The organism is Variovorax sp. ISS6 (genome assembly GCF_056523145.1).
The window spans coordinates 4986024-5007546 of sequence record NZ_JAWRZC010000001.1; the positions used below are offsets into that span (position 1 = coordinate 4986024).

The 21523-nt window shown below is 68.8% G+C and carries 21 protein-coding genes; 5 read left to right on the forward strand and 16 right to left on the reverse strand.

What is annotated here, in order from left to right; translation table 11 throughout:
- Positions 1-12: 12 nt before the first annotated feature.
- From AC1HIL_RS23200 to AC1HIL_RS23220, 5 genes are all read right to left on the reverse strand, one after another.
- Entirely contained in the window at positions 13-2268 is a 2256-nt protein-coding gene (locus tag AC1HIL_RS23200) for a phosphocholine-specific phospholipase C (RefSeq protein ID WP_261207165.1), read from the reverse strand.
- 52 nt (positions 2269-2320) lie between these two features.
- On the reverse strand, positions 2321-2521 hold the full coding sequence (locus AC1HIL_RS23205) for a hypothetical protein (RefSeq protein WP_057598534.1): 201 nt from the start codon (positions 2519-2521) through the stop codon (positions 2321-2323).
- A gap of 147 nt (positions 2522-2668) precedes the next feature.
- A complete protein-coding gene (gene phnE / locus AC1HIL_RS23210; RefSeq protein ID WP_261207160.1) occupies positions 2669-3700 on the reverse strand; it encodes a phosphonate ABC transporter, permease protein PhnE in 1032 nt (343 codons plus the stop codon).
- Entirely contained in the window at positions 3697-4515 is an 819-nt protein-coding gene (locus AC1HIL_RS23215) for a phosphonate ABC transporter ATP-binding protein (RefSeq protein ID WP_261207158.1), read from the reverse strand. The genes phnE and AC1HIL_RS23215 overlap by 4 nt, the downstream gene beginning before the upstream one ends.
- Positions 4516-4565: 50 nt before the next feature.
- Positions 4566-5501, reverse strand: coding sequence for a phosphate/phosphite/phosphonate ABC transporter substrate-binding protein (locus AC1HIL_RS23220; RefSeq protein ID WP_479670094.1), 936 nt, complete (start codon positions 5499-5501; stop codon positions 4566-4568).
- A gap of 193 nt (positions 5502-5694) precedes the next feature.
- On the opposite strand from AC1HIL_RS23220, the gene AC1HIL_RS23225 reads away from it, so the two are divergent.
- On the forward strand, positions 5695-6549 hold the full coding sequence (locus AC1HIL_RS23225; RefSeq protein ID WP_261207154.1) for an HAD-IIA family hydrolase: 855 nt from the start codon (positions 5695-5697) through the stop codon (positions 6547-6549).
- On the opposite strand, the gene AC1HIL_RS23230 is transcribed toward AC1HIL_RS23225, so the two are convergent.
- Genes AC1HIL_RS23230 through AC1HIL_RS23240 form a run of 3 tightly spaced genes read right to left on the reverse strand, consistent with a single transcriptional unit; the run spans position 6536 to position 9755 of the window.
- Positions 6536-7468 (reverse strand): MurR/RpiR family transcriptional regulator, encoded by a 933-nt coding sequence (locus AC1HIL_RS23230; RefSeq protein ID WP_261207153.1) that lies wholly within the window; start codon positions 7466-7468, stop codon positions 6536-6538. The genes AC1HIL_RS23225 and AC1HIL_RS23230 overlap by 14 nt on opposite strands.
- Before the next feature lie 44 nt (positions 7469-7512).
- Positions 7513-8808, reverse strand: coding sequence for an aspartate carbamoyltransferase (locus AC1HIL_RS23235; RefSeq protein WP_479670095.1), 1296 nt, complete (start codon positions 8806-8808; stop codon positions 7513-7515).
- An 11-nt stretch (positions 8809-8819) separates the two neighbouring features.
- Positions 8820-9755 (reverse strand): LysR family transcriptional regulator, encoded by a 936-nt coding sequence (locus AC1HIL_RS23240; protein ID WP_057593116.1) that lies wholly within the window; start codon positions 9753-9755, stop codon positions 8820-8822.
- A 91-nt stretch (positions 9756-9846) separates the two neighbouring features.
- Here AC1HIL_RS23240 and AC1HIL_RS23245 point away from each other — a divergent pair, with 91 nt between their 5' ends.
- The 4 genes from AC1HIL_RS23245 to AC1HIL_RS23260 are packed head-to-tail and all read left to right on the forward strand — an operon-like array spanning position 9847 to position 13691.
- The gene (locus tag AC1HIL_RS23245; protein WP_479670096.1) at positions 9847-10851 is read left to right on the forward strand and encodes a hydroxyacid dehydrogenase; all 1005 of its coding nucleotides are present in this window, start codon (positions 9847-9849) and stop codon (positions 10849-10851) included.
- Positions 10848-11540 carry an RraA family protein gene (locus AC1HIL_RS23250; protein ID WP_057593114.1) on the forward strand — a complete coding sequence of 231 codons (693 nt, stop codon included), beginning with the start codon at positions 10848-10850 and terminating at the stop codon, positions 11538-11540. The genes AC1HIL_RS23245 and AC1HIL_RS23250 overlap by 4 nt, the downstream gene beginning before the upstream one ends.
- 46 nt (positions 11541-11586) lie before the next feature.
- Positions 11587-12564: a Bug family tripartite tricarboxylate transporter substrate binding protein gene (locus AC1HIL_RS23255; protein ID WP_057593113.1), complete on the forward strand. Its 978-nt coding sequence runs from the start codon at positions 11587-11589 to the stop codon at positions 12562-12564.
- Positions 12565-12569: 5 nt separating this feature from the next.
- Positions 12570-13691, forward strand: coding sequence for an NAD(P)/FAD-dependent oxidoreductase (locus tag AC1HIL_RS23260; protein ID WP_479670097.1), 1122 nt, complete (start codon positions 12570-12572; stop codon positions 13689-13691).
- 66 nt (positions 13692-13757) lie between these two features.
- Here the strand turns inward: AC1HIL_RS23260 and AC1HIL_RS23265 are convergent, their stop codons facing one another.
- From AC1HIL_RS23265 to urtA, 8 genes are all read right to left on the reverse strand, one after another.
- The gene (locus AC1HIL_RS23265; RefSeq protein WP_057593112.1) at positions 13758-14108 is read right to left on the reverse strand and encodes a hypothetical protein; all 351 of its coding nucleotides are present in this window, start codon (positions 14106-14108) and stop codon (positions 13758-13760) included.
- A 250-nt stretch (positions 14109-14358) separates the two neighbouring features.
- The gene (locus tag AC1HIL_RS23270; RefSeq protein ID WP_479670098.1) at positions 14359-14703 is read right to left on the reverse strand and encodes a zinc ribbon domain-containing protein; all 345 of its coding nucleotides are present in this window, start codon (positions 14701-14703) and stop codon (positions 14359-14361) included.
- A 21-nt stretch (positions 14704-14724) separates the two neighbouring features.
- Positions 14725-15957 (reverse strand): formamidase, encoded by a 1233-nt coding sequence (gene fmdA / locus AC1HIL_RS23275; RefSeq protein ID WP_057593110.1) that lies wholly within the window; start codon positions 15955-15957, stop codon positions 14725-14727.
- A 27-nt stretch (positions 15958-15984) separates the two neighbouring features.
- A complete protein-coding gene (urtE, locus tag AC1HIL_RS23280) occupies positions 15985-16686 on the reverse strand; it encodes an urea ABC transporter ATP-binding subunit UrtE (protein WP_057593109.1) in 702 nt (233 codons plus the stop codon).
- A 334-nt stretch (positions 16687-17020) separates the two neighbouring features.
- The gene (urtD, locus tag AC1HIL_RS23285) at positions 17021-17764 is read right to left on the reverse strand and encodes an urea ABC transporter ATP-binding protein UrtD (protein ID WP_057593108.1); all 744 of its coding nucleotides are present in this window, start codon (positions 17762-17764) and stop codon (positions 17021-17023) included.
- Between the two features lie 14 nt (positions 17765-17778).
- Positions 17779-18963 (reverse strand): urea ABC transporter permease subunit UrtC, encoded by a 1185-nt coding sequence (gene urtC / locus AC1HIL_RS23290; RefSeq protein WP_479670099.1) that lies wholly within the window; start codon positions 18961-18963, stop codon positions 17779-17781.
- Between the two features lie 25 nt (positions 18964-18988).
- Positions 18989-19903 carry an urea ABC transporter permease subunit UrtB gene (urtB, locus tag AC1HIL_RS23295; protein ID WP_057593106.1) on the reverse strand — a complete coding sequence of 305 codons (915 nt, stop codon included), beginning with the start codon at positions 19901-19903 and terminating at the stop codon, positions 18989-18991.
- Positions 19904-20057: 154 nt separating this feature from the next.
- Positions 20058-21323 (reverse strand): urea ABC transporter substrate-binding protein, encoded by a 1266-nt coding sequence (gene urtA, locus AC1HIL_RS23300; protein ID WP_057593105.1) that lies wholly within the window; start codon positions 21321-21323, stop codon positions 20058-20060.
- Between the last annotated feature and the right edge of the window lie 200 nt (positions 21324-21523).

Genomic DNA, 21523 nt, shown 5'->3' on the forward strand with positions numbered 1-21523 from the left:
TGGAAGGCGCGCTCAGCCCTGCAGGTGCATCGCCATCGCCGGGTCGCTCACGCCGGGCTTGCCGGTCTCGACCCGGCCCGCGAAGCGGCGCACCACGTTGTCGGCGGTCACGGTGAAGTCGTACCAGTGGCCGCTGTCCTTGAGCTCCCAGTGCAGCGTGCCCATGTCGCCCTTCGGCGCCTTGAGGGTCCAGGGACCGTCGGTGCGGTAGGCATTCGACTGCACGGTCACCGTGCCGTCGGCGCTGCCGTTGTTGTGCACCTTCACGTAGACATTGCCTGCGGCCGGGTCGTAGCAGACCTGCACCTCGGGCTTGAAGGCGGCCGAGTTCGAGGCCATCGCGTCGCCGCTGAAGCTGCGCACGAAGCCGTTGGTGCCGTAGACCCAGAGCTCGTACTTGCCGCCATCGGTGGCGCCGGTGTCCCAGTAGTCCTGCAGCTGCTTGCCGGCTTCCACCGTGTAGCGGCGCGGGATTCGGTCCAGGTGCAGCTTGTCGTAGACGTGGAACACCGCGCCCTGCTCGCCCGTGTTGCTGAAGATCAGCGAGACCAGGCCGCGCGCCTCGACGCGCGCGCTGGTGTGCAGCTCGTAGGGCAGCGCGCGCGAGAAGCGCGTGCCGGTCTCCTGGAACAGCGGCTTCGCGGGGCTGGGAGCCTTGGTGATGACGCCGGTGTTGCCCAGCGCCTTCTGCGCCAGGTTGATCGCGGGGTAGCCGCTGGTGTCGGGCAGCTTGGGCACCACCGGGTCGTTCGGGCTCACGAAGTCGAAGCAGCTCGTGAGGTCGCCGCAGACCGCGCGGTGCCAGGGGCTGATGGCGTCGATCGTGATGCCGAAGCGCTTCTCGAGGAAACGGCCCATCGAGGTGTGGTCGAACACCTGCGAGTTGACCCAGCCGCCCTTGCTCCACGGCGACACCACGTACATCGGCACGCGCGAGCTCAGGCCCCAGGGGCGGATCTTGCCGCTCACGGTGTCGGCGGCGGTGAGGTAGCTGCCGACCGAGGCGTCGAAGTACTCGCCGTCCAGCGGCACGGTGGACTTGCCCATCAGGTTGCCGTTGGCGTCGTACGAAGGCACCGCGGGCATCGCGAGGTGGTCGAAGAAGCCGTCGTTCTCGTCGAAGGTCACGAACAGCGCCGTCTTGCTCCAGACCGCGGGGTTCGAGGTCAGCGCGCCCAGCACGTCGGCGATGAAGTCGGCCGCGCCGGCCACGCCCTCGCTGCTGCCCGGGTGCTCGGCGAGTGCCTGCGTGGGCAGCACCCACGAGACCTGCGGCAGGGTGTCGTTCATCACGTCCTGCTTGAGCTGGGCCAGGAAGTTGGTGGCGCCGTCGGCCGCGGCGGGGCCGCCTGTGAGGCCGTGCTGGTAGATCGGCGAGCCGGGCTGCGCGGTGCGGAAGCTCTGGAAGGCCAGGCAGCCGTTCATGGCGCCGGTCCAGTTGTTGTTCATGTTCTGGTAGATGTGCCAGCTGATGCCGTTCTTCTGCAGCACGTCGGGCAGCGTGTCCCACTTGAACGCGTTGTTGACGTACTTGTAGTTGTAGGCGCCCGTGGTCGGGTCCTTCTGGCCGGTGCCGTCGGTCTCCTGCGCGCGGCCCGCGACCCAGTTCGACGGGCTCGGCCAGCAGCGCGAGTTGACGGGTTCCGAATCGGTGTCGGTGCTGTTGATGCCCTTCTTGCGCAGCTCGGGATTGAAGTTGGAACCCGACCAGAACACGATGCGGTTGGGATCGGTGCCGGTGAGGATCGAGCAGTGGTAGCCGTCGCAGATCGTGAAGGCGTCGGCCAGCGCGAACTGGAACGGGATGTCCTCGCGCAGGTAGTAGCCCATCGTCACCTGGTTCTTGAACTGGATCCAGCGGTCCATCTTCCCCTGCGCCCAGGCCGCCTGCTGGTCGGGAAAATTGTGCGGCGCGCCCGAGCCGATCAGCGCGTTGGCGATCGTGGAGTCGCGGCGGAAGGGCTGGATCTCGGGCGCGCCCGCGGTCACGTCGGGCTGGAAGAACACCGACTTGCCGTTGGCCAGCGGGATCGGGAAGCGGTCGCCGAAGCCGCGCACGCCCTTCAGGGTGCCGAAGTAGTGGTCGAAGCTGCGGTTCTCCTGCATCAGGATCACGATGTGCTTGATGTCCTGGATGGTGCCGGTGTCGACGGCGGCCTCGACCGCCAGTGCCTTGCGGATCACGGGCGGGAGCATGGTGAGGGCCGAGGCCGCGCCGATGGCGCCGGCCGACTTGCGGAAGAAATCGCGACGGGAGGGGGTGTTCATGGGAGGTTCTTTCAACGCGGGGGCGAAGGGATGTCGGGACGAAGGCGCGGGCTCAGGGCGCGCACTTGAGCGCGGGCTGGGCCGGCGGGTTGCCGTTGCCGTTGTTGTTGCCGTCGCCGGCCGGCGGGGTCTGGCCCGGCGGCAGGAACGGCAGGCCGCCGCCCCCACCACCGCCGCCACCGCAGGCGGCGAGGCTCAGGCACAGGAGAAGGCCTGCCGCAGCGAGGCCGTACCGGGAAGATGCTGTTTTCATGAGGGTTCCTTTTCGGATCGAGGGAGATGGGAGACGAAGGCGCGGCCGAGGCCGCTCCGCGCGGCGGACGGGCCGCGCGAGAGTTCGGACGAGAGGCGGGGAAAGGAAGCGGGCGCCGCGCACGCGGTGCCCGCTCGGACTCAGGGCTCAGCCATAGCGGCTGCGCAGCCGGGCGGCGACGCGGTCGAGCACCAGCACGGTCAGGAAGATCGCGATCAGGATCGTGCCGACGTGCGCGTAGTTGTACATGTCGTAGCGGCCCTTGAGCTCCTGGCCGATGCCGCCCGCGCCGACCAGGCCGACCACGGTGGCCATGCGCACGTTGCGGTCGAGCACGTAGAGCGTGTAGGCGATGAACTGCGGCATCACCTGCGGCAGCACCGCGAAGCGCATCACCTTGAGCTTGCTGGCGCCGATGGCGCGCAGCGCCTCCTGCGGCTTGTCGTCGGCGGTCTCGATGTCCTCGGCGTAGAACTTGCCGAGGAAGCCCGCCGAATGCAGCGCGAGGGCCAGCACGCCGGCGATCGGGCCGAAGCCGTAGGCCAGCACCAGGAACAGCGCGCTCACCAGCTCGGGCACCGCGCGGAACAGGCCGACCACGCTGCGCGCGAGGCCGTAGGCCAGGCGGTTGGGCGCGTAGTTCCTCGCGCTGCACCAGGCCAGCGGCGCGCTCAGCACGATCGCGATCAGCGTGGCCCAGACCGCGATCTCGAAGGTCTCGAGCATCTTCACCGCCACGTGCCACAGGTAGCCCAGCGGCTCGACCAGCACCTCGCGGCGCTCGACGCGGTCCTCCATCTGCAGGGTCTCGGGATTGAGCTTGGGCTCGTGCGTCTCGATCGTCTCGACGCGCGAGAACCAGGGCAGCCGGTTGCGGTCGAAGCCCTCGATGCGCGCGACCTCGGTCTGCTCGGAGATCTGCGGCGGGAACAGCGAGCGCGCGATCGAGCCCAGTCCCGAGAGCACCTGCGAGTCGTCGCGCAGGCCCACCGCGGCGAGCACGCCCTCGCCGGTCAGCGAGAGCATGCGGCCCAGTTCCACGCGCTGGCCCGCGAAGAAGCCCGCCACGATCACCAGCAGCAGCACGAGCAGCGTCCGGGTGCCGAAGGGCCGCGGCAGGTCCCAGGCCGAGGCCGGGCGCGACGCACGCGCCTCGGGGGTCGTCGGGATCGTGTTCATCGCGCCAGCTCCAGGGCACCGGCATGCAGCGGCAGCGCCGCCTCGGGCTCGCCGGCCAGCGACGGCCGGGCCGCGGGGGCCGCATCGTCGCGGCCATAGATCGCATCGAAGACCTGCGACTGGAACATCCGCGGCGCGCCGTCGAACACCACCACGCCGCGACGCAGCGCCACGATGCGGTCGGCGAACTCACAGGCCAGTTCGACCTGGTGCAGGCTGCACAGCACCGTGGTGCCGCGCTCGCGCGCCTGCCGGCGCAGCAGCGACAGCACGTCGTGGCTGGTCTGCGGATCGAGGCTGGCCACGGGCTCGTCGGCCAGCACCAGCGGCGGATCGAGCATGAAGGCGCGCGCGATGCCCACGCGCTGCTGCTGGCCGCCCGAGAGCTCGCTCACGCGGCGCAGCAGGTGCTCCTCGCCCAGGCCCACCGACTCGACCAGTTCGCAGGCCTTGCGCCGCTGCGCGTCGGTGAACAGGCCGAGTAAAGCGCGCCAGGTGCCCAGGGCCGGCAAGGCGCCGGCGAGCACGTTCTCGGCCACGCTCGAGCGCAGCACCAGGTTGAACTGCTGGTGGATCATGCCGATGCGCGGACGCACGCGCGCCAGCGAGCCCGCCGCGATGCGCACGCCCTCGACCCGCACCGTGCCCTGCGTGGGCACGACCAGGCCGTTGGCGGTGCGCAAGAGGGTCGACTTGCCCGCGCCCGAGGCGCCCAGCACCACGCAGAACTGGCCCGCGGGCACCTCGAGCGAGACGCCGCCGAGCGCGCGCGTGCCGTCGGGGTGGCGCATGGCGACCGATTCGAACTGCAGCATGGGCGTGCTTCCGGCGGCGGGCGCTGCGGCGTGCGTGCGATCGCCGGCGATCAACGCTCGGCCGCCTTGGCGAGGATGCGGCCCTTGAGGTCGTCGGTCAGCAGGCCCAGCTTCTCGGCGGCGACGTTGAACTCCTCCTCGGAGAACTTGGTGTCGTAGCCGTCGATCTTGCCGCCGCCGTAGCCGCGGATCATGTCGGGCGTGACGCCAGGGGCCTTGTTCACGGTCTGGAAGGCGTCCTTGAGCTTGGTCTTCAGCGCCTCGGGCAGCTTGGAGTTCAGCGCCAGCGGCGGATAGGGAATGGCCATGCTCTTGGCGATCACCTTGATGGTCTTCGGATCGGCCGCGCCCTGCTTGACCGCCTTCTCGTACGAGTCGAACGAGAGCGAGGCCACGTCGACCTGGTCCTGCACCAGCGCCGCCAGGCTGCTGGCGTGGCTGCCGGTCATGCGGATCGCCGACAGGTCCTTGGCCGGGTCCATGCCGGCGTCGAGCAGCATCGCGACCTGGAAGGTGAAGCTCGAGGCCGAGTTCACGTCGCCGAAGGCCACGCGCTTGCCCTTGAGGTCCTTGATCGAGGCGATCGGGGCGTTGGCCTTGGCGAACATGCCGGCGTAGTAGACCGAGGCGCCCTTCTCCACGCCCACGGCCAGCAGCTGCGCGCAGCCGCGCTTGTGGGCCTGCACGTACGACACCGGGCCGAAGAAGGCGATGTCGGCGAGCTGGTTGCACATGCCCTCGACGACGGCGCCATAGGACTGGCCGACCTTGAGGTCGAAGTTCAGGCCGGTGCTGCGCGTGATGGCGTTGAACACCGGCGCGTAGTCGGCCTTGGTGCCCGACTCGGTGCCGCCGTCGGCGGGAATCAGCAGCACGCGCAGCGGATGCTCGCGCGAGCCGTCGGCCACGGACTGGGCATGGGACGGGAGGGCCAGCAGCGTGCTGAACGAGACCGCGGCGGCGGCGATGGCCAGGAGTTTCTTCATGATCGATTCCTTCGGTTCGGGGGCGTTTCTCGGGCGAGTGCCTCGCTCGGTTGCGTTGAACTTTAGAAGTCGAAGATGACAAGCAAATGAAATAAGCTCATTTGAAAATTAGCAATCAACTGAGCAATGTTCAATACAATCCCGCCCCACGGCCAGGACACCCCGTTCCCCCGATGGCCCGAACCGGAGATCCATGAAGAACATCGCATCCAAGACCCGGGCGCCGGGAGGCCCCGCGGCAGCGGACCTGGCACCGCTCGCGCAGGCGCGCCACCTGCTGCTCGACCTCGACGGCACGCTGGTGCGCCAGAACGAGGCCATCGACGGCGCGGCCGAGCTGCTCGAGCGTTTCGAGGGCCGCTTCGCGATCGTGTCGAACAACTCGACCCACACCGCCCAGGGCCTCGCGCTGCGGCTGCGCCGGCTCGGCCTGCGCGCGCCGCCCGAGCGCATCGTGCTGGCCGGCGAGCTCGCCGTGAGCCTGCTCGCGCGCCAGCACCCCACCGCGCGGCTGATGGTGGTGGGCACGCCCGCCTTGCAGCGCCATGCGCGCGCGCTCGGCTTCCGGCTGGTCGCGTCCGAGGCCGAATTCGTGCTGCTCGCGCTCGACATGCGCTTCAGCCATGCCCGGCTCGGCGCGGTGGCCAACGAGCTGCTGCGCGGCGCGCGGCTGGTGGTCACGAACGCCGACGCCACCCATCCGGGCCCGCACGGCCGCGTGGTGCCCGAGACCGGCTCGCTGCTCGCGGCCGTGCTCACGGCCAGCGGCGCGCAGCCCTGGCGCATCGTCGGCAAGCCCGAGCCGCTGCTGTTCGAGGAGGGCCTGCGCTGCCTGGGCGCCGAGCCCGCGAGCACGGTGGTGATCGGCGACAACCCGGCCACCGATGCCGCGGGCGCCGCGCGGCTGGGCATGGCCTGCCTGCTGGTCGGCACCGCGCCCGAGGCGGTGGCGCCGTCGGTCGCCGGCCTGCTGCATGCGCGCGCCACGGCCGAGGTGACTGCCCTGCCCGCGCGGCCGAGCGAGCGCAGCCGCCTCAGTACCGCTTGAGCGACAGCACGTCGAAGGTCTGGCGCAGCGTGCGCACCGAGGTGTCGTAGTCCGACAGCGCCAGGCAGGCGATCAGCACGTCGATGATCGCGAGCTGCGCGAGCCGGCTGGTCATGGCCTCGGTGCGGAAGTTGGTCTCGCGCGCCATGGTGAACAGCAGCACGTCGGCGAAGGCCTGGATCGGCGACTTGCCGAAGTTGGTGATGCACACGGTCGAGGCGCCGGCCTCCTTGGCCAGCCGCGTCGCGGTCACGGTCTCGTGCGTGCTGCCCGAGTGCGAGATGGTCAGCACCGCCACCCGCGAGTCGGTGAGCGAGGCGCTGATCGCCTGCACGTGCGAATCGACCACCACCTTCGCGTTGAGGCCGATGCGCAGCATGCGGTAATGCGCGTCCTCGGCGATGGTGGCGGAGCTGCCGATGCCGTAGATCTCGATGCGCTCGGCATCGCGCAGCAGCTTCACCGCGCGCTCCATCGAACCGGCGTCGAGCGTGGCCTGCGTGTCGTGCAGGGTCTGCACGTTGCTCTGGAAGATCTTGCGGATCACCGCATCGGCCGCGTCCTGCGGATCGAGGTCCTCGTGGATGAACTGCACCGGCCGCACGATCTCCTGCGCCAGCGCGATCTTGATCTGCTGGAAGCCGGTGGCGCCGAGGTTCTTGCACAGGCCGACGATGCTGCCTTCGCTCGAACCGGTGCGCTCGGCCACCTCGCTGACCGACATGTGGACCACCTCGCGCGGATTCTTCACGATGAAGTCGGCGATGCGCTGGCCCACCGGGCCGAGCGAGGACCAGAGGGTCTCGATGCGCGCGAGCACCGCGAACACCGGGGCGCCGCCGGAGGCATCGGCGGCCGAGGCCTTGCCGTTGGGCGCGGGGGTGACGCTGGTGGACTTGGCGGTGGAGTTGCGCTTCATGGGCGGCGAGCTTACCCGCGCTCGATGGCGGTTTCGCGCATCCCTCAGTCGAGGCCGTGGAAGCTGCTGTCGTCGGGGCCGATGTGCGAGGGCGGCGCCCAGGCCGCGTCGCGCATCGAGCGGCTCACCAGTTTGTCCACGCCCAGCAGCGTGGCGAAGATCGCCATGCGCACCGGGATGCCGTTGTCGGTCTGGCGGAAGATCGCCAGCCGCGGGTCGTTGTCGAGGTCCGTGCTCAGGTCGTGCGAGCCCGGGCGGCCGTCGCGCGGCAGCGGATGCATCAGCACCACGTCCTTCCGGCACGAAGCATCGACCAGCGCGCGGTCGATCGCGAAGGCCTGGTCGAAGCCCTCCAGCACCTCGTCGTGCGCGAAGCGCTCCTTCTGGATGCGCGTCGCGTAGACCACGTCGGCGCCAGCCAGCGCCCGCGCCGGCGCGGTGGCGGTCTCCACCACGTGGCCGTTGCGGCTCACCAGCGCCACGATTTCCGCCGGCATCGCGAGCTGCGGCGGCGCGACCAGCGTGAACTTCAGGCCGCGGTACAGCGCGAGCAGCTTGATCAGCGAATGCACGGTGCGGCCGTACTTGAGGTCGCCGACCATCGCGACATGCGCGCCGTCGACCAGCTTGCCCAGGCGCGAGAACTCGCGCTGGATGGTGTAGAGGTCGAGCAGCGCCTGGCTCGGATGCTCGCCCGGCCCGTCGCCGCCGTTGATGACCGGCACATTGGTGGCGCGCGCGAATTCGGCGACCGAGCCCTGCTCGGGATGGCGCACCACGATCGCGTCGGCATAGCCGCTGATCACGCGGCTGGTGTCGCGGATCGATTCGCCCTTGGCCATCGAGGAGAAGGTGAAGCCCGTCGTGTCGCAGACCGAGCCGCCGAGCCGGCAGAAGGCCGCGCCGAAACTCACGCGCGTGCGCGTGCTGGCCTCGAAGAACAGGTTGGCCAGCACCGCGCCCTCGAGCACGCGGCTGACCTTGCGGCGGCGCGCGATCGGCTGCATCACGTCGGCGAGCCGGAACAGCTCGTCGATGGCATCGCGGTCGAACTGGGCCACCGACAGCAGGTGCTGCGCGCCGTCGACATGGAGCGACCGGCGCAGCGCGCCATCATGTGCGCTCTGCGTATATTCGCTGGGCCGCCCACTGGAGGCCAGGATCTCGCTCACGAAGCGCCGTGCGACCTCGGGCATGGCCCGGAATTCGTTCGACTCGTCGGGCAGCAGCCAGGCATCGAGCGCCCTTCTCCGGCTGCCGATGCGCTTGGCGAAGGCGTCGCGCGTCATGTTGAGCTGACGCATCGCGTCGCGGAGGAGCACCTGTTGCGGCATGTTCATGGGCCGCGAGTTTATACGCAATGCGTATATTTTGACAACGCCGTGGAAAAAAGCTGCTCCCCTTCGCTGCGCAGCAGCGTCACCAGCCGCCGCGCCGCGGGCGACAGGTAGCCCTCCTTGCGGTAGGTGACGCCCAAGTGGCGGCGCAGCGTGGTTTCCTTGAGCGGCACCTCGCGCAGCGTGCCTTCGCGCCCCGCCGCGCCCAGCGTGTGGCGCGACAGGAAGCTCAGCAGGTCGGTGCGCGAGATCAGCCGCGGCAGCAGCGGGATCGAGTTGGCGTTGACCTGCACGGTCGGCAGCGGCAGCCCGCGCGACTGGAAGGTCGCATCGAGCCACTGGCGGCTGGGAATGGGATCGGCCGGCAGCACCCAGCGCCATTGCAGCAGGGCCTTCATCGTGGGCCGCGGCATGTCGAACACCGGGTGCTGCGGACTGGCCGCGACCACCACCACGTCCTCGACGATCGAATGCGTGACGAAGGCCGGGTCGTGCTCGGGCATGAGGCCGATCAGCAGGTCGATGGCGCCTTCGCGCAACCGCTCGCGCAGCGCCATGCTGGGCGCGACGGTGATGTCGATGCGCGTGTCGCCGGCCTCGGCCAGCAGCAGGTTGCAGACCTCGGGCAGCACGTGCTCCGCGGCGATGGGGCCGCTGCCGATGCGCACATGGCCCGCGTTGCCCTTGGCGAAATCGCTGACCTCGCGCAACGCCTCCTCGGTGGCGCCGCGCAGCAGCCGCGCGCGCGCCAGCAGCACCTCGCCCACGGCGGTGAGCTGGATGCCGCGGCCCTTGCGCTCGAACAGCGCGCTGCCGAAGGCTTCCTCGAGCCGCTGCACGGCCTTGGTGAGCGCGGGCTGGGTGCGGCCGAGCTTGTCGGCGGCCTGGCCCAGGTGGCCCGCGTCGGCCACCGCCTCGAAGTACTTCAGGTCGCGCAGCTGTATGTCCATTCATAGCTCCGAGGAATCATTGAATGAACATTATCGATTGGACGGAATGAGTTGGGCTTTCGAGAATCCGCCCCGCATCGCAAGGAGACCCATGAAGCCCACCGTCCTGGTGACCGCGCCGCGCCTGGCCAAGGCCGGCACCGACCTGCTCGCCGCGGCCGGCGCGCGCATCCTCTACCTCACGCACGCGGACAGCGCCGAGGAGGTCGAACGCCTGATGGCCAGCGAACCCGTCGACGCGGTCGTCTCGCGCACCGTGCCGCTGTCGGCGCGGGCCATCGCCGCCTGTCCCACGCTGAAGGTGGTCTCGAAGCACGGCGTGGGCGTGAGCAACATCGACGTCGAGGCCGCCACGGCGCGCGGCATCCCGGTCTACGTCACGCCCGGCGCCAACGCGCCCTCGGTGGCGGAGATGACGCTGGGCCTGATGCTCGCCGCCGCGCGCCGCATCGGCTGGATGGACCGCGAGCTGCACGAGGGCCGCTGGTCGCGTGCGCAGGACGGCGTCGAGCTGCAGGGCCGGACCCTGGGCCTGGTCGGCTTCGGCCAGGTCGGCCAGCGCGTGGCGCGCGTGGGCCTGGCGCTGGGCATGCGGGTGGCCGCGTTCGATCCCGCGATCGGCGAAGGCGCGACCCCGGTGGCCGGCGTGCGCATGCTGCCCTCGGTCGAGGCGCTGCTGCCGCTGAGCGAGGTGCTGAGCCTGCACGTGCCGCTCAACCGCCACACGCACCGGATGCTGGGCGCGGCACAGCTCGCGGCCCTGCCGCGCGGCGCGATCCTCGTCAACACGGCGCGCGGCGAGGTGGTCGACGAGGCCGCGCTCGTCGACGCGCTGCGAAGCGGCCACCTGCACGCCGCCGGCCTCGACACGATGGCCGACGAGCCGCTGCCCGCGCACAGCCCGCTGGCGGCCCTGCCCAACGTGGTGCTCACGCCGCACGTCGGCGGCTCCACGCCGGCCGCGCTCGCGGCCATGGCCGAAGGCGCCGCGCGCAACGTGCTCGGCTGGCTGCAGGGCCGTCCCGCCGATCCCTCGGCCTGCGTGAACCCGCAGGTCCTTTCCTCCTCCATCCCCGCCCACGGAGTCAACGCATGACCACGCCCCTTTCCTGGCCGCCCGGCTACCGCATCAACCCACGCGCCGCGGGCCCCGATGCCGCCATCGTCGATGCCTTTCGCGCGCTGCCCGTGGCCGCCATCGGCGACGCGATGAGCCGCCACATCGGCACCGTCGGCCTGCGCCAGTACCACGCGCGGCTCGACACGGTGCTGTGCGGCCCGGCCGTCACCGTGCGCGTGCGGCCCGGCGACAACCTGATGATCCACAAGGCGCTGACGATGGTCGCGCCGGGCGACGTGCTGGTCGTCGACGGCGGCGCCGACCTCACGCAGGCGCTGGTCGGCGGGCTGATGCGCACCACCTGCATCGCGCGACAGCTGGCCGGCCTGGTCATCGACGGCGCGGTGCGCGACCTGTGCGAGTGGGCCGGGGACGGCATGCCGATCTTCGCGCGCGGCCACACGCACCGCGGCCCGAGCAAGGACGGCCCGGGCGAGGTGAACGTGCCCGTTTCGTGCGCGGGCCTGGTCGTGCTGCCGGGCGACCTGGTGGTGGGCGATGCCGACGGCGTCATCGCCGTGCCGGCCGCCGAAGCCGCGAGCGTGCTCGAGAAGACGCGCGCGCACCTGGCCCGCGAGGCGGCAATCCGCGAGGCCAACCGCGCCGGCACCGCCGATCCCGAGCGCTTCGACGCCGTGCTGCGCGCCAAGGGCCTGCCGGTCTGAGCCCCGCCCCCGCCGAGAGAGCCACGAGAACCCAAGGAGACAAGACATGGACCGAAGAAATTTCCTGCAGGCCACCACCCTCGCCGCGCTGGCCCAGGCCGCCGGCATGGCGCGCGCGCAGAACGACTGGCCGCAGAAGCCGCTGCGGCTGGTGGTGCCCTTCACGCCGGGCGGCGGCACCGACGCCACCTCGCGCCTGATCGCCGAGCGGCTCACCGTGCTCGAGCGCTGGACGGTCGTCATCGACAACAAGCCGGGCGCCGCCGGCAACATCGGCCTCGACGCAGTGGCCAAGGCCGCGCCCGACGGCTACACCATCGGCATGGGGCAGACCTCGAACCTCACGATCAACCCCTGGCTCTATCCGAAGATGCCCTTCGACGCCTTGAAGGACTTCACGCCCATCGCCGAAGTGGCGGCGCAGCCCGTGGTGCTGGCGGTGCGCGCCGACTCGCCGCTGCGCACCCTGGCTGACTTCGTCAAGGCCGCCAAGGCCAGGCCGGGCCAGTTCAGCATCGCGCAGGCCGGCAGCGGCACGGTCGGCCACCTGGCCGGCGAGATGCTCGCGCGCCGCGCGGGCCTCCAGGTGCTGCAGGTGCCGTACAAGGGCGCGGGCCCGGCCATGACCGACCTGCTGGGCGGACAGATCGGCCTGTATTTCGGCAGCAGCGTGTCGGTGATGCCGCAGCTCTCGGGCGGCAAGGCGCGCGCGCTGGCCGTCACCTCGGCACAGCGGCTGCCCGCGCTGCCCGACGTGCCCACGGTGGCCGAGCAGGGCTTCCCGGGTTTCGAGGCGACGACCTGGGTCGGGCTGGTCGGTCCGGCCGGACTGCCCGCCGACGTGGTGGCGCGCCTCAACGCCGCCGTGGTGAAGGTGGTGGCGCGCAAGGAGGTGCAGGACAAGCTCGCGCTGGAAGGCAGCGTCCCCGTCACCGGTACGCCGCAGCAGTTCGATGCCTACATCCGCGCCGAGCACGCCAAGTGGGGCGCGCTGATCCGCGACGCCGGCATCAAGCTGGACTGAAGCGCATGGACCGGATCGACTGCGCCGTGATCGGCGCCGGCGTGGTGGGCCTCGCGATCGCGCGCTCGCTCGCGCTGGCCGGGCGCGAGGTGGTGATCCTCGAGGCCGAGCACGCCATCGGCACGCACACCAGCGCGCGCAACTCGGAGGTGATCCATGCGGGTCTCTCGTACGCGCCGGGCTCGCTCAAGGGAAGGCTGTGCGTGGCCGGCAAGGCCGCGCTGTACGCCTATTGCGCCGAGCGCGGCATCGGCCACCGGCGCATCGGCAAGCTGATCGTGGCGGTGGAGGACGCCGAGCTGCCCGAGCTCGACAACTACCTGAAGCTGGGCGCGGCGCACGGCGTGACCGACCTGCGCCTCATCGGCGCGGCCGAGGCGCGCGAGATGGAACCCGAGGTGGCGTGCGTGGGCGCACTGCATTCGCCCTCGACCGGCATCGTCGACAGCCACGCGCTGATGCTGTCGTACCTGGGCGATGCGGAACGCGCGGGCGCCGCGCTCGCATTGCACAGCCGCGTGCTGGCCGCGCGCCCGACCGCGGACGGCATCGTGCTCGACGTGGGCGGCGCCGAGGAGACGAGCGTGCTGTGCGGCACGGTGGTGAACGCCGCCGGCCTGGGTGCGCAGGCGGTCGCCTCGCGCATCGAGGGCATGCCGGCCGAACGGGTGCCGCCGCTGTACCACGCGATCGGCCACTACTTCTCGCTCGCGCGGCCGTCGCCGTTTCGCCATCTCGTGTACCCGGCGGGGCGCGATGGCGCATTGCGCGCGCACGTGACGCTGGACCTCGGCGGCCAGTGCCGGTTCGGCCCCGACCTGGGCTGGCGCGACGGCGTCGACTACGGCTTCGATGCCTCGCGCGAAGCGGCCTTCTATCCCGCGGTGCGCCGCTACTACCCCGGCCTGCGCGACGGCGAGCTGCAGCCCGGCTACACCGGCATCCGCCCGCGCCTCGCGGGACCGGGCTCGTCGATGCACAACACGGCGACGGACTTCGTGATCCAGACGCCGCGGGTGCACGGGATACCCGGACTGGTCAACCTGTTCGGCATCGAGTCGCCGGGGCTGACCGCTTCGCTCGCGCTGGGCGCGCACGTGGCGGGGCTGGTGTCGGCGATGGGCTAGACAAAAAAAACGGGCCCGAAGGCCCGTTCCTGTCGGCACCCGAGGTGCCATGGCTGCGGCGCTGGCTCACAGGCCGGCTTGGCGCGTGAACGACACGCTGGGCTTCTTGTAGGCTTGCGGCACTTCGTCGCGGTAGAAGGCGCGGCGGTCCAGGCTTTGCAGCGGATCGTGGGCCTTGGCAACGGCTTCGGCACGGACGGCCGAGCGATCGGCGGTCGAGCTGAAGGGCTGCGCACCGGCGGTGGCACCTTCGCTGTAGGCGTCGCCGGCACGGGCGGCGGCCACGGCTTGCGATTCGACTTCGGCACGCGAGACGGTGGAGTGCACGGTGTGGACGCCGTCATAGGTTTCGGCATGTGCGCCGGTGGCGGCAAGCAGGGCAACGGCAACGGCGGCGAGGATCTTCGAGGCGGTCATTTGGTATCTCCTTCAGGTTGAACGGTGGTTTGTCCGTGAGGAGAAGTTTGATCCTGTTCGACCCTTTTGAATCACCGCAAAAAGAATCACGGCGTTCGCCGTTTCGAAACAATCAAGAAAGTTTTGGGCAAGTTTCACGCATGCGAGCGAGCCACCGAATCTGCCATTTTCATAGGGAGATCGGCCGAAAGCACTACTTTCACGCATCCTTTGCATGCTTCCGACGCATGCATGAAAACTTGCCAAATCCTCAATGCGAGATCATCCAGGGCCGCCGCGACGGTGCCGACTTGGCACCGTTCGACGCGGTCACCGTGGCACCGCGGCGCGCATTCGTCGAGCAGCATCCGCAGCCCGATGGATGGCGCAATCGCGCGTAGTCGCGCGAGCTCGCGGGCTCGTGCCTTGCGCGCTCGTTGGTGGCCATCGCGAGGCGCGTGTCGGCCGCCATGAGCGCGAGCCGCGGCGCGGCCGAGAGCACGCGCGGCGAGGCGCCGCCGCAGTCGGGGCAGGCGGCGGGCTCGTCGCGCAGCGCCGAGGGGCGCAGCGCCTCGAAGCCGCCGCAGCGTGCGCAGTCGTAGTCGTAGGTGGGCATGCGGCTTCCTTCTCCAATGCCTCAGCGCAGGTCGGGCGACAGCGGCATGTCGATGCTGCCGTCGATCATCTTCACCGGCCCCGTGGCGTTGGGATTGATGTCGAAGTCGAAGATGCCCGTGGGCAGCCACAGCGTGGCGCAGGAGTTGGGCACGTCGACCACGCCGCTGATGTGGCCCTGCACCGGTGCCGTGCCGAGTATCGAGTAGGCCTGCGCGCCCGAGTAGCCGAACTTCTTCAGGTACTCGATGGCGTTGAGGCAGGCCTGGCGATAGGCCACGTTGACGTCGAGGTAGTGCTGCTTGCCGCTCTCGTCGACCGAGATGCCCTCGAAGATCAGGTAGTCGTTGTACTGCGGCGTGATGGGGCTGGGCTTGAAGATCGGGTTCTTGATGCCGTACTTGGCCATGCCGCCCTTGATCAGCGAGACCTTCATGTGCACCCAGCCGGCCATCTCGATGGCGCCGCAGAAGGTGATCTCGCCGTCGCCCTGGCTGAAGTGCAGGTCGCCCACGCTGAGGCCCGCGCCGTCGACGTAGACGGGGAAGAACACCTTCGAGCCGCGCGACAGATCCTTGATGTCGCAGTTGCCGCCATGCTCGCGCGGCGGCACGGTGCGCGCGCCCTCGGCCGCGGCCTTGGCACGCGCCTCGCCGGTCATCTTGCCCATGTGGGCGGTGCCCGCGAACGGCGGGTTGGCCAGGCCCGGCACGCGATCGGGGTCGGTCGCGATCAGCGCCTTCTCGCGCTCGTTCCACATGTCGAGCATGGGCTTGTCGGGCAGGCAGCCGATGAGGCCCGGATGGATCAGGCCCGCGAAGTTCACGCCGGGGATGTGGCGCGAGCTGGTGAACATGCCCTTGAAGTCCCAGATCGATTTCTGCGCCTCGGGAAAATGATCGGTGAGAAAGCCGCCACCGTTCTTCTTCGAGAAAAATCCGTTGAAGCCCCAGAGGCTGTCCTGCTTGGCGCCGATGTCGAGCAGGTCGACCACCAGCAGGTCGCCGGGCTCGGCGCCCTTCACGCCCACGGGGCCCGAGAGGTAGTGCACGGTGCTCAGGTCGATGTCGCGCACGTCGTCGGCACTGTCGTTGTTCTTGATGAAGCCGCCGGTCCAGTCGAAGGTCTCGAGGATGAAGTCGTCGCCGGGATTGACCCAGCAGGCCATCGGGATGTCCGGATGCCAGCGGTTGTGGATCATCTCGTTCTCGGTGGGCGACTTGGTCAGATCGACCTTGATCAGCGTGTCCGTCATTGCAGTGGCTCCTGGTTGGGGTTGTGGTTAAACAGAGAGATAGGCCTTGATGCGCTCGACGTCGGTCTTGTCGCGCGCGGTCTCGTGCACGAGGCGCCCGCCTTCGATCACGAACAGGCGGTCGGCCACGTCCATGGCAAAACTCAGCACCTGCTCCGACACGACGATGGTCAGGCCGCGCAGCTTGCGGATCTCGTTGAGCGCCTTGGCGATGTCCTTGATGATCGAAGGCTGGATACCCTCGGTGGGCTCGTCGAGCAGCAGCACCTTGGGATCGGTGACGAGGGCACGCGCGATGGCCAGCTGTTGCTGCTGCCCGCCCGAGAGGTTGCCGCCCTTGCGCCGGCGCATGTCCCACAGCACGGGAAAGAGCGCGTAGATCTCCTCGGGGATGCGGCGGGTCCTGGAGTTCTCGAGGCCGGTCTCGATGTTCTCCTCGACGGTCAGCGTGGGGAAGATCATGCGGCCCTGCGGCACGTAGGCGATGCCCTTGGCAACGCGCCTGAAACTCTCGTCGCGCGAAACATCCTGTCCCGCGACCTCGATGCGGCCGCTCTTGAGGGGGAGCACGCCCATGAGGCTCTTGAACAGCGTGGTCTTGCCCATGCCGTTTCTTCCCATGATGGCGACGGTCTCGTTGGCCATGCCCTCGAACGAGATGCCGTGCAGGGCTTCGCTCTGGCCGTAGGCTACGTGGAGGTTTTCTACCTTGAGGTTGATGTTGCTCATTGTTGGGCCTTTGTTCCTGCGTGTTCTTTTTGGGGGGCGCTGCTGTTCGAAGCACGACGGTTCGGGGCACGTGCACAGGACAGCGGGTACTTCCCTCCGCGAATGTCCCCCGCCTTCGGCTCCTCCTTGATTTCGCTGCGGGAAGCACCCACTGCCCTGTGCACGAGGAGCGCAGTCGTTGTGCGGCCGGTTCTACGGCCGTGTCCCGGCTCACGTCGATGGGGTACTCCCCGCAGCGAAATCAAGGAGGAGGCCGAAGGCCGGGGGACATTCGCGGAGGGGAGTACCCCGTCGGCGTGAGCCCGCCCCGAACGAAGAGCACAAAACAGACGCATCAATGCCCCAAATAAACGTCGATGACCTTCGGATCCGCCTGCACCTTCTCCATCGGCCCCTCGGCCAGGATCTTTCCCTGGTGCATCACAGTGACCTTGTGCGCGATCTGCTTCACGAAAGCCATGTCGTGCTCGATCACGATCACCGCGCGGTTCTGGCAGATGCGCTTGAGCAGTTCGGCCGTGAGCTCGCGTTCGCGCGCGCTCATGCCGGCGATGGGTTCGTCGAGCATCAGCAGCTCGGGTTCCTGCATCAGCAGCATCCCGATCTCCAGCCACTGCTTCTGGCCATGGCTCAGCAGGCCCGCCTCGGTGTCGAGCCGGTCGGCCAGGCCGATCTCCGTCGCCACGGCCTGCACGCGTGCCTTGACTTCGTCGTCGCACTGGAAGGCCAGCGCGCCGAACACCGAGCGGCCCTTGGGAAACGACACCTCGAGGTTCTGGAACACGCTGAGGTTCTCGTAGATCGAGGGGGTCTGGAACTTGCGCCCGATGCCCAGCCGCACGCGCTTGTGCTCGGCCATCTTCGTGAGCTCGGTGTTCTTGAACTTGATGCTGCCGCTGCTGGCGCGCGTCTTGCCGCAGATCAGGTCGAGCAGCGTCGTCTTGCCGGCCCCGTTCGGGCCGATGATCACGCGCAGCTCGTTGCGGTCGATGTAGAGCGTGAGGTCGTCGATGGCCTTGAAGCCGTCGAAGGACACGCTGAGGTCTTCCACGGCGAGCGCGAAATCGGTGTTGCTCATGGTCGGTCTCCAGTTCAGGCGCGCTGGCTGCCCACGCCTTCGGGCAGCGTGGGTTCAGGTTCGGGCACGACGGGAGCAGCGGCCACTGCAGGCGGCTTGACCGCGGCCTCGCGCAATGCCTGGCGACGCGACTTCCACCACGGACGGATCTTTTCTTCCCACAGGCCCGCCAGGCCCATCGGGAAGGCCATCGTCACGCCGATGAACAGCCCGGCCATCAGGAACAGCCACAGGTCCGGGAAGCTCTCCGAGAACAGCGTCTTGCCCGCGTTCACCAGCAGCGCGCCGTAGACCGCGCCCACCAGGCTCATGCGGCCGCCCACCGCGCAGAAGATCACCATCTCGATCGAGGGCACGATGCCCACGAAGCTCGGCGACATGAAGCCCACCTGCAGCGCGAACATCGCGCCGCCGATGCCCGAGAGCCCGGCCGCCAGGCAGAAGGTGAAGACCTTGAAGTTCGACACGTCGTAGCCCGAGAAGCGCACCCGGTCCTCCTTGTCGCGCATCGCCAGCAGCAAGGTGCCAAGCTTGCTGGTCTGGACCCAGCGGCACAGCACAATGGCCGCCACCAGCAGCGCCACGCAGACGTAGTAGAGGATGTACTTCGCGCTGTCGGTGCGCGTGTCCCAGCCCAGCATCGTCTTCAGGTCGGTCATGCCGTTCACGCCGCCGGTGTAGCCCTGCTGGCCGATGATCAGCACCGTGAGGATCAGCGCCACCGCCTGCGTGATGATCGCGAAGTAGACCCCGCCCACGCGGCGCTTGAACATCGCGAAGCTGATCAACCAGGCCAGTGCCATCGGCACCGCCACCACCAGGATCAAGGTCAGCGGCAGGCTCTTGAACGGCAGCCAGAACGCCGGCAGCGCCGTGATCTGGTTCCAGTCCATGAAGTCGGGAATGCCCGGCGTCGACTGGATCTTCGTCGACACCGGGTCGGAGGCCTCGAGCTTGAGGAACATCGCCATCGCGTAGCCGCCGAGCCCGAAGAACACGCCCTGCCCGAGGCTCAACACCCCGCCGTAGCCCCACACCATCACCAGCCCCACGGCGACGAAGGCATAGGTGAGGTACTTGCCCACCAGGTTGAGTCGGAAGATGTCGAGCGACAGCGGCAGCACCACCGCGAGCAGCAGCACCAGAAGCAGCAGGCTGCCGAGCTGGTAGCGCTGGATCGAGGCCTTGAGGAAATTCATCGGGAGTTCTCCGGGAAAGCGAAAGTCAGCGACGCACCTTGACGGCGAACAGGCCCTGCGGCCGCATCATCAGGATCAGCACGATCAGCGACAGCGTCAGCACCTTGGCCATCGAGCCGGTCATGAAGAACTCCGAGACCGACTGCGTCTGCGCGATGCCGAAGGCCGAGACCACGGTGCCCAGCAGGCTGGCCGCGCCGCCGAAGGTGACGACCAGGAAGGCGTCGACGATGTAGAGCGAGCCCGAGGTCGGCCCGGTCGAGCCGATGGTGGTGAAGGCCGCGCCCGCCACGCCCGCGATGCCGCAGCCGATCGCGAAGGTCAGGCGGTCGGTCTTCTTCGTGTCGATGCCGGTGGCGTTGGCCATCGTGCGGTTGGCCACCGTGGCGCGCACCCGCAGGCCCCAGCGGCTCCGGTGCAGCGCGATCAGCACGCCGCCCGTGACCAGCGCCGTGAGCACCAGCACGAACATGCCGTTGATCGGGATGTCGAGGCCCTCATGCGGCGTCCACGAGCCCATCAGCCACTCTGGCAGGGTCGGGCTCACTTCCTTCGGACCGATGAAGGTGCGGAAGATCTGCTGCAGCCCGAGGCTCACGCCCCAGGTCGCGAGCAGCGTGTCGAGCGGCCGCTTGTAGAGATGGCGGATCAGCGCCCACTCCACCAGCCAGCCGACGATGAAGGCGAACACGAAGGCCAGCGCGATCGAGATCGGGAAGTAGTACGGCATGAAGGCCGGTGCCAGGTGCTCGGTGACCTGCGCCGCGAGGAAGACCGAGTAGGCCCCGATGGTCATGAACTCGCCGTGCGCCATGTTGATGACGCCCATCTGGCCGAAGATGATCGCGAGCCCCAGGCCCATGAGCAGCAGCACCGCGAAGAGGCTCAGCCCCGCGAAGCCCTGCATCAGGCCGATGTTCCACATGTCCGACAGCGTCATGGCGACAGTTCCAGGTGTTGGGGTAGTTGCTCCTTCCCCCTCTGGGGAAGGTCGGGATGGGGGCATGCGGCGTGCGCGGTGGTGACGCCGCTTGCCCCCACCCCTGCCCTCCCCCAGAGGGGGAGGGAGAAAGACAGAGACAGGCAGGCAGGGATTACTGGTAGCCCTTGGGGAACGGATCCGGCTTGATCAGCTCGGCCGACTCCGCCACCACCTTGAAGGTCCCGTCCGGCTGCCCCTGGCCGATGCGCGCCTTGCTCCACAGGTGGTGGTTCGCGTCGAGCTTCACGTAGCCCTCGGGCGCGGTCTTGAGTTCGATGCCCGGCGAGCCCGCCACCACCTTGTCGACGTCGAAGCTGCCGGCCTTCTCGACCGCGGCCTTCCACAGCCACGGGCCGAGGTAGCCGGCCTGCGTGACGTCGCCGATCACCGCGTCCTTGCCGTACTTGGCCTTGAAGGCGGCGACGAACTTCTTGTTGTTCTCGTTGTCGAGCGACTGGAAGTACTTCATCGACGAGTAGAAGCCCGCGAAGTTCTCGCCGCCCACGCCGGTCATCTCGTCCTCGGTCACGGCCAGGGTCAGCAGGAACTGCTTGTCGCCCGTGATGCCCGCGGCCTTGAGCTGCTTGTAGAAGGCCACGTTCGAGCCGCCCACCACGGCCGCGAAGATGCAGTCGGGCTTGGCGACCTTGATCTTGTTGATCAGCGAGTTGAAGTTGGTGTGGCCCAGCGGGTAGTACTCCTCGCCCTTGACCGAGCCCTTCTGGAAGTTCTCGATGTGCTTGCGCGCGATCTTCATCGAGGTGCGCGGCCAGATGTAGTCGGAGCCGACGAGGAAGAAGGTCTTCGCCTTCTTCTCCTTCGCGCCCCAGTCCAGGCCCCAGATGATCTGCTGCGTCGCTTCCTGGCCCGTGTAGATCACGTTCTTGCTCTGCTCCAGGCCTTCGTAGAAGGTCGGGTAGTACAGGAGGCCGTTCTCCTTCTCGAACACCGGCAGCACGGCCTTGCGCGAGGCGCTGGTCCAGCAGCCGAAGACGGCCGCGACCTTGTCGTTGACCAGCAGCTTCTTCGACTTCTCGGCGAAGGTCGGCCAGTCGGAGGCGCCGTCCTCCTTGATGACCTTGATCTTGCGGCCCAGGATGCCGCCCATCGCGTTGATCTGGTCGATCGCGAGTTGCTCGGCCTGGATCGAGCCGGTCTCCGAGATCGCCATCGTGCCGGTGGACGAATGCAGCTGGCCCACCGTCACCTCGGTGTCGGTCACGGCCAGCTTGGTGGTGTTGACCTTGGCCGTGGGGAACTGGCCCTGGCCGAAGCTCAGGCCGCTCAGGCCCATCACGGGCAGCGCGGCGGCGCCTTGCAGCAGGCGGCGGCGACGCAATGCCAGGGCATCGAGGGAAAGATCGGAATCACGCGACATCGAAGAACTCCAGCAGGTTGAGGAAAGTACAGGCCGCGCACCATCGAAGTGCATCGGACGGTGCGGCTGGCACCATGGCTGGAACTTTAGAAATCACTGGCCGCTGCGCGAATACGTCATTCAACGTAGCGGCCCGCGCATCGCCTGCCCGCAGACTCGCGGGACCGACGACGACGGACCGGGGGGCGCACGGCGGGCAC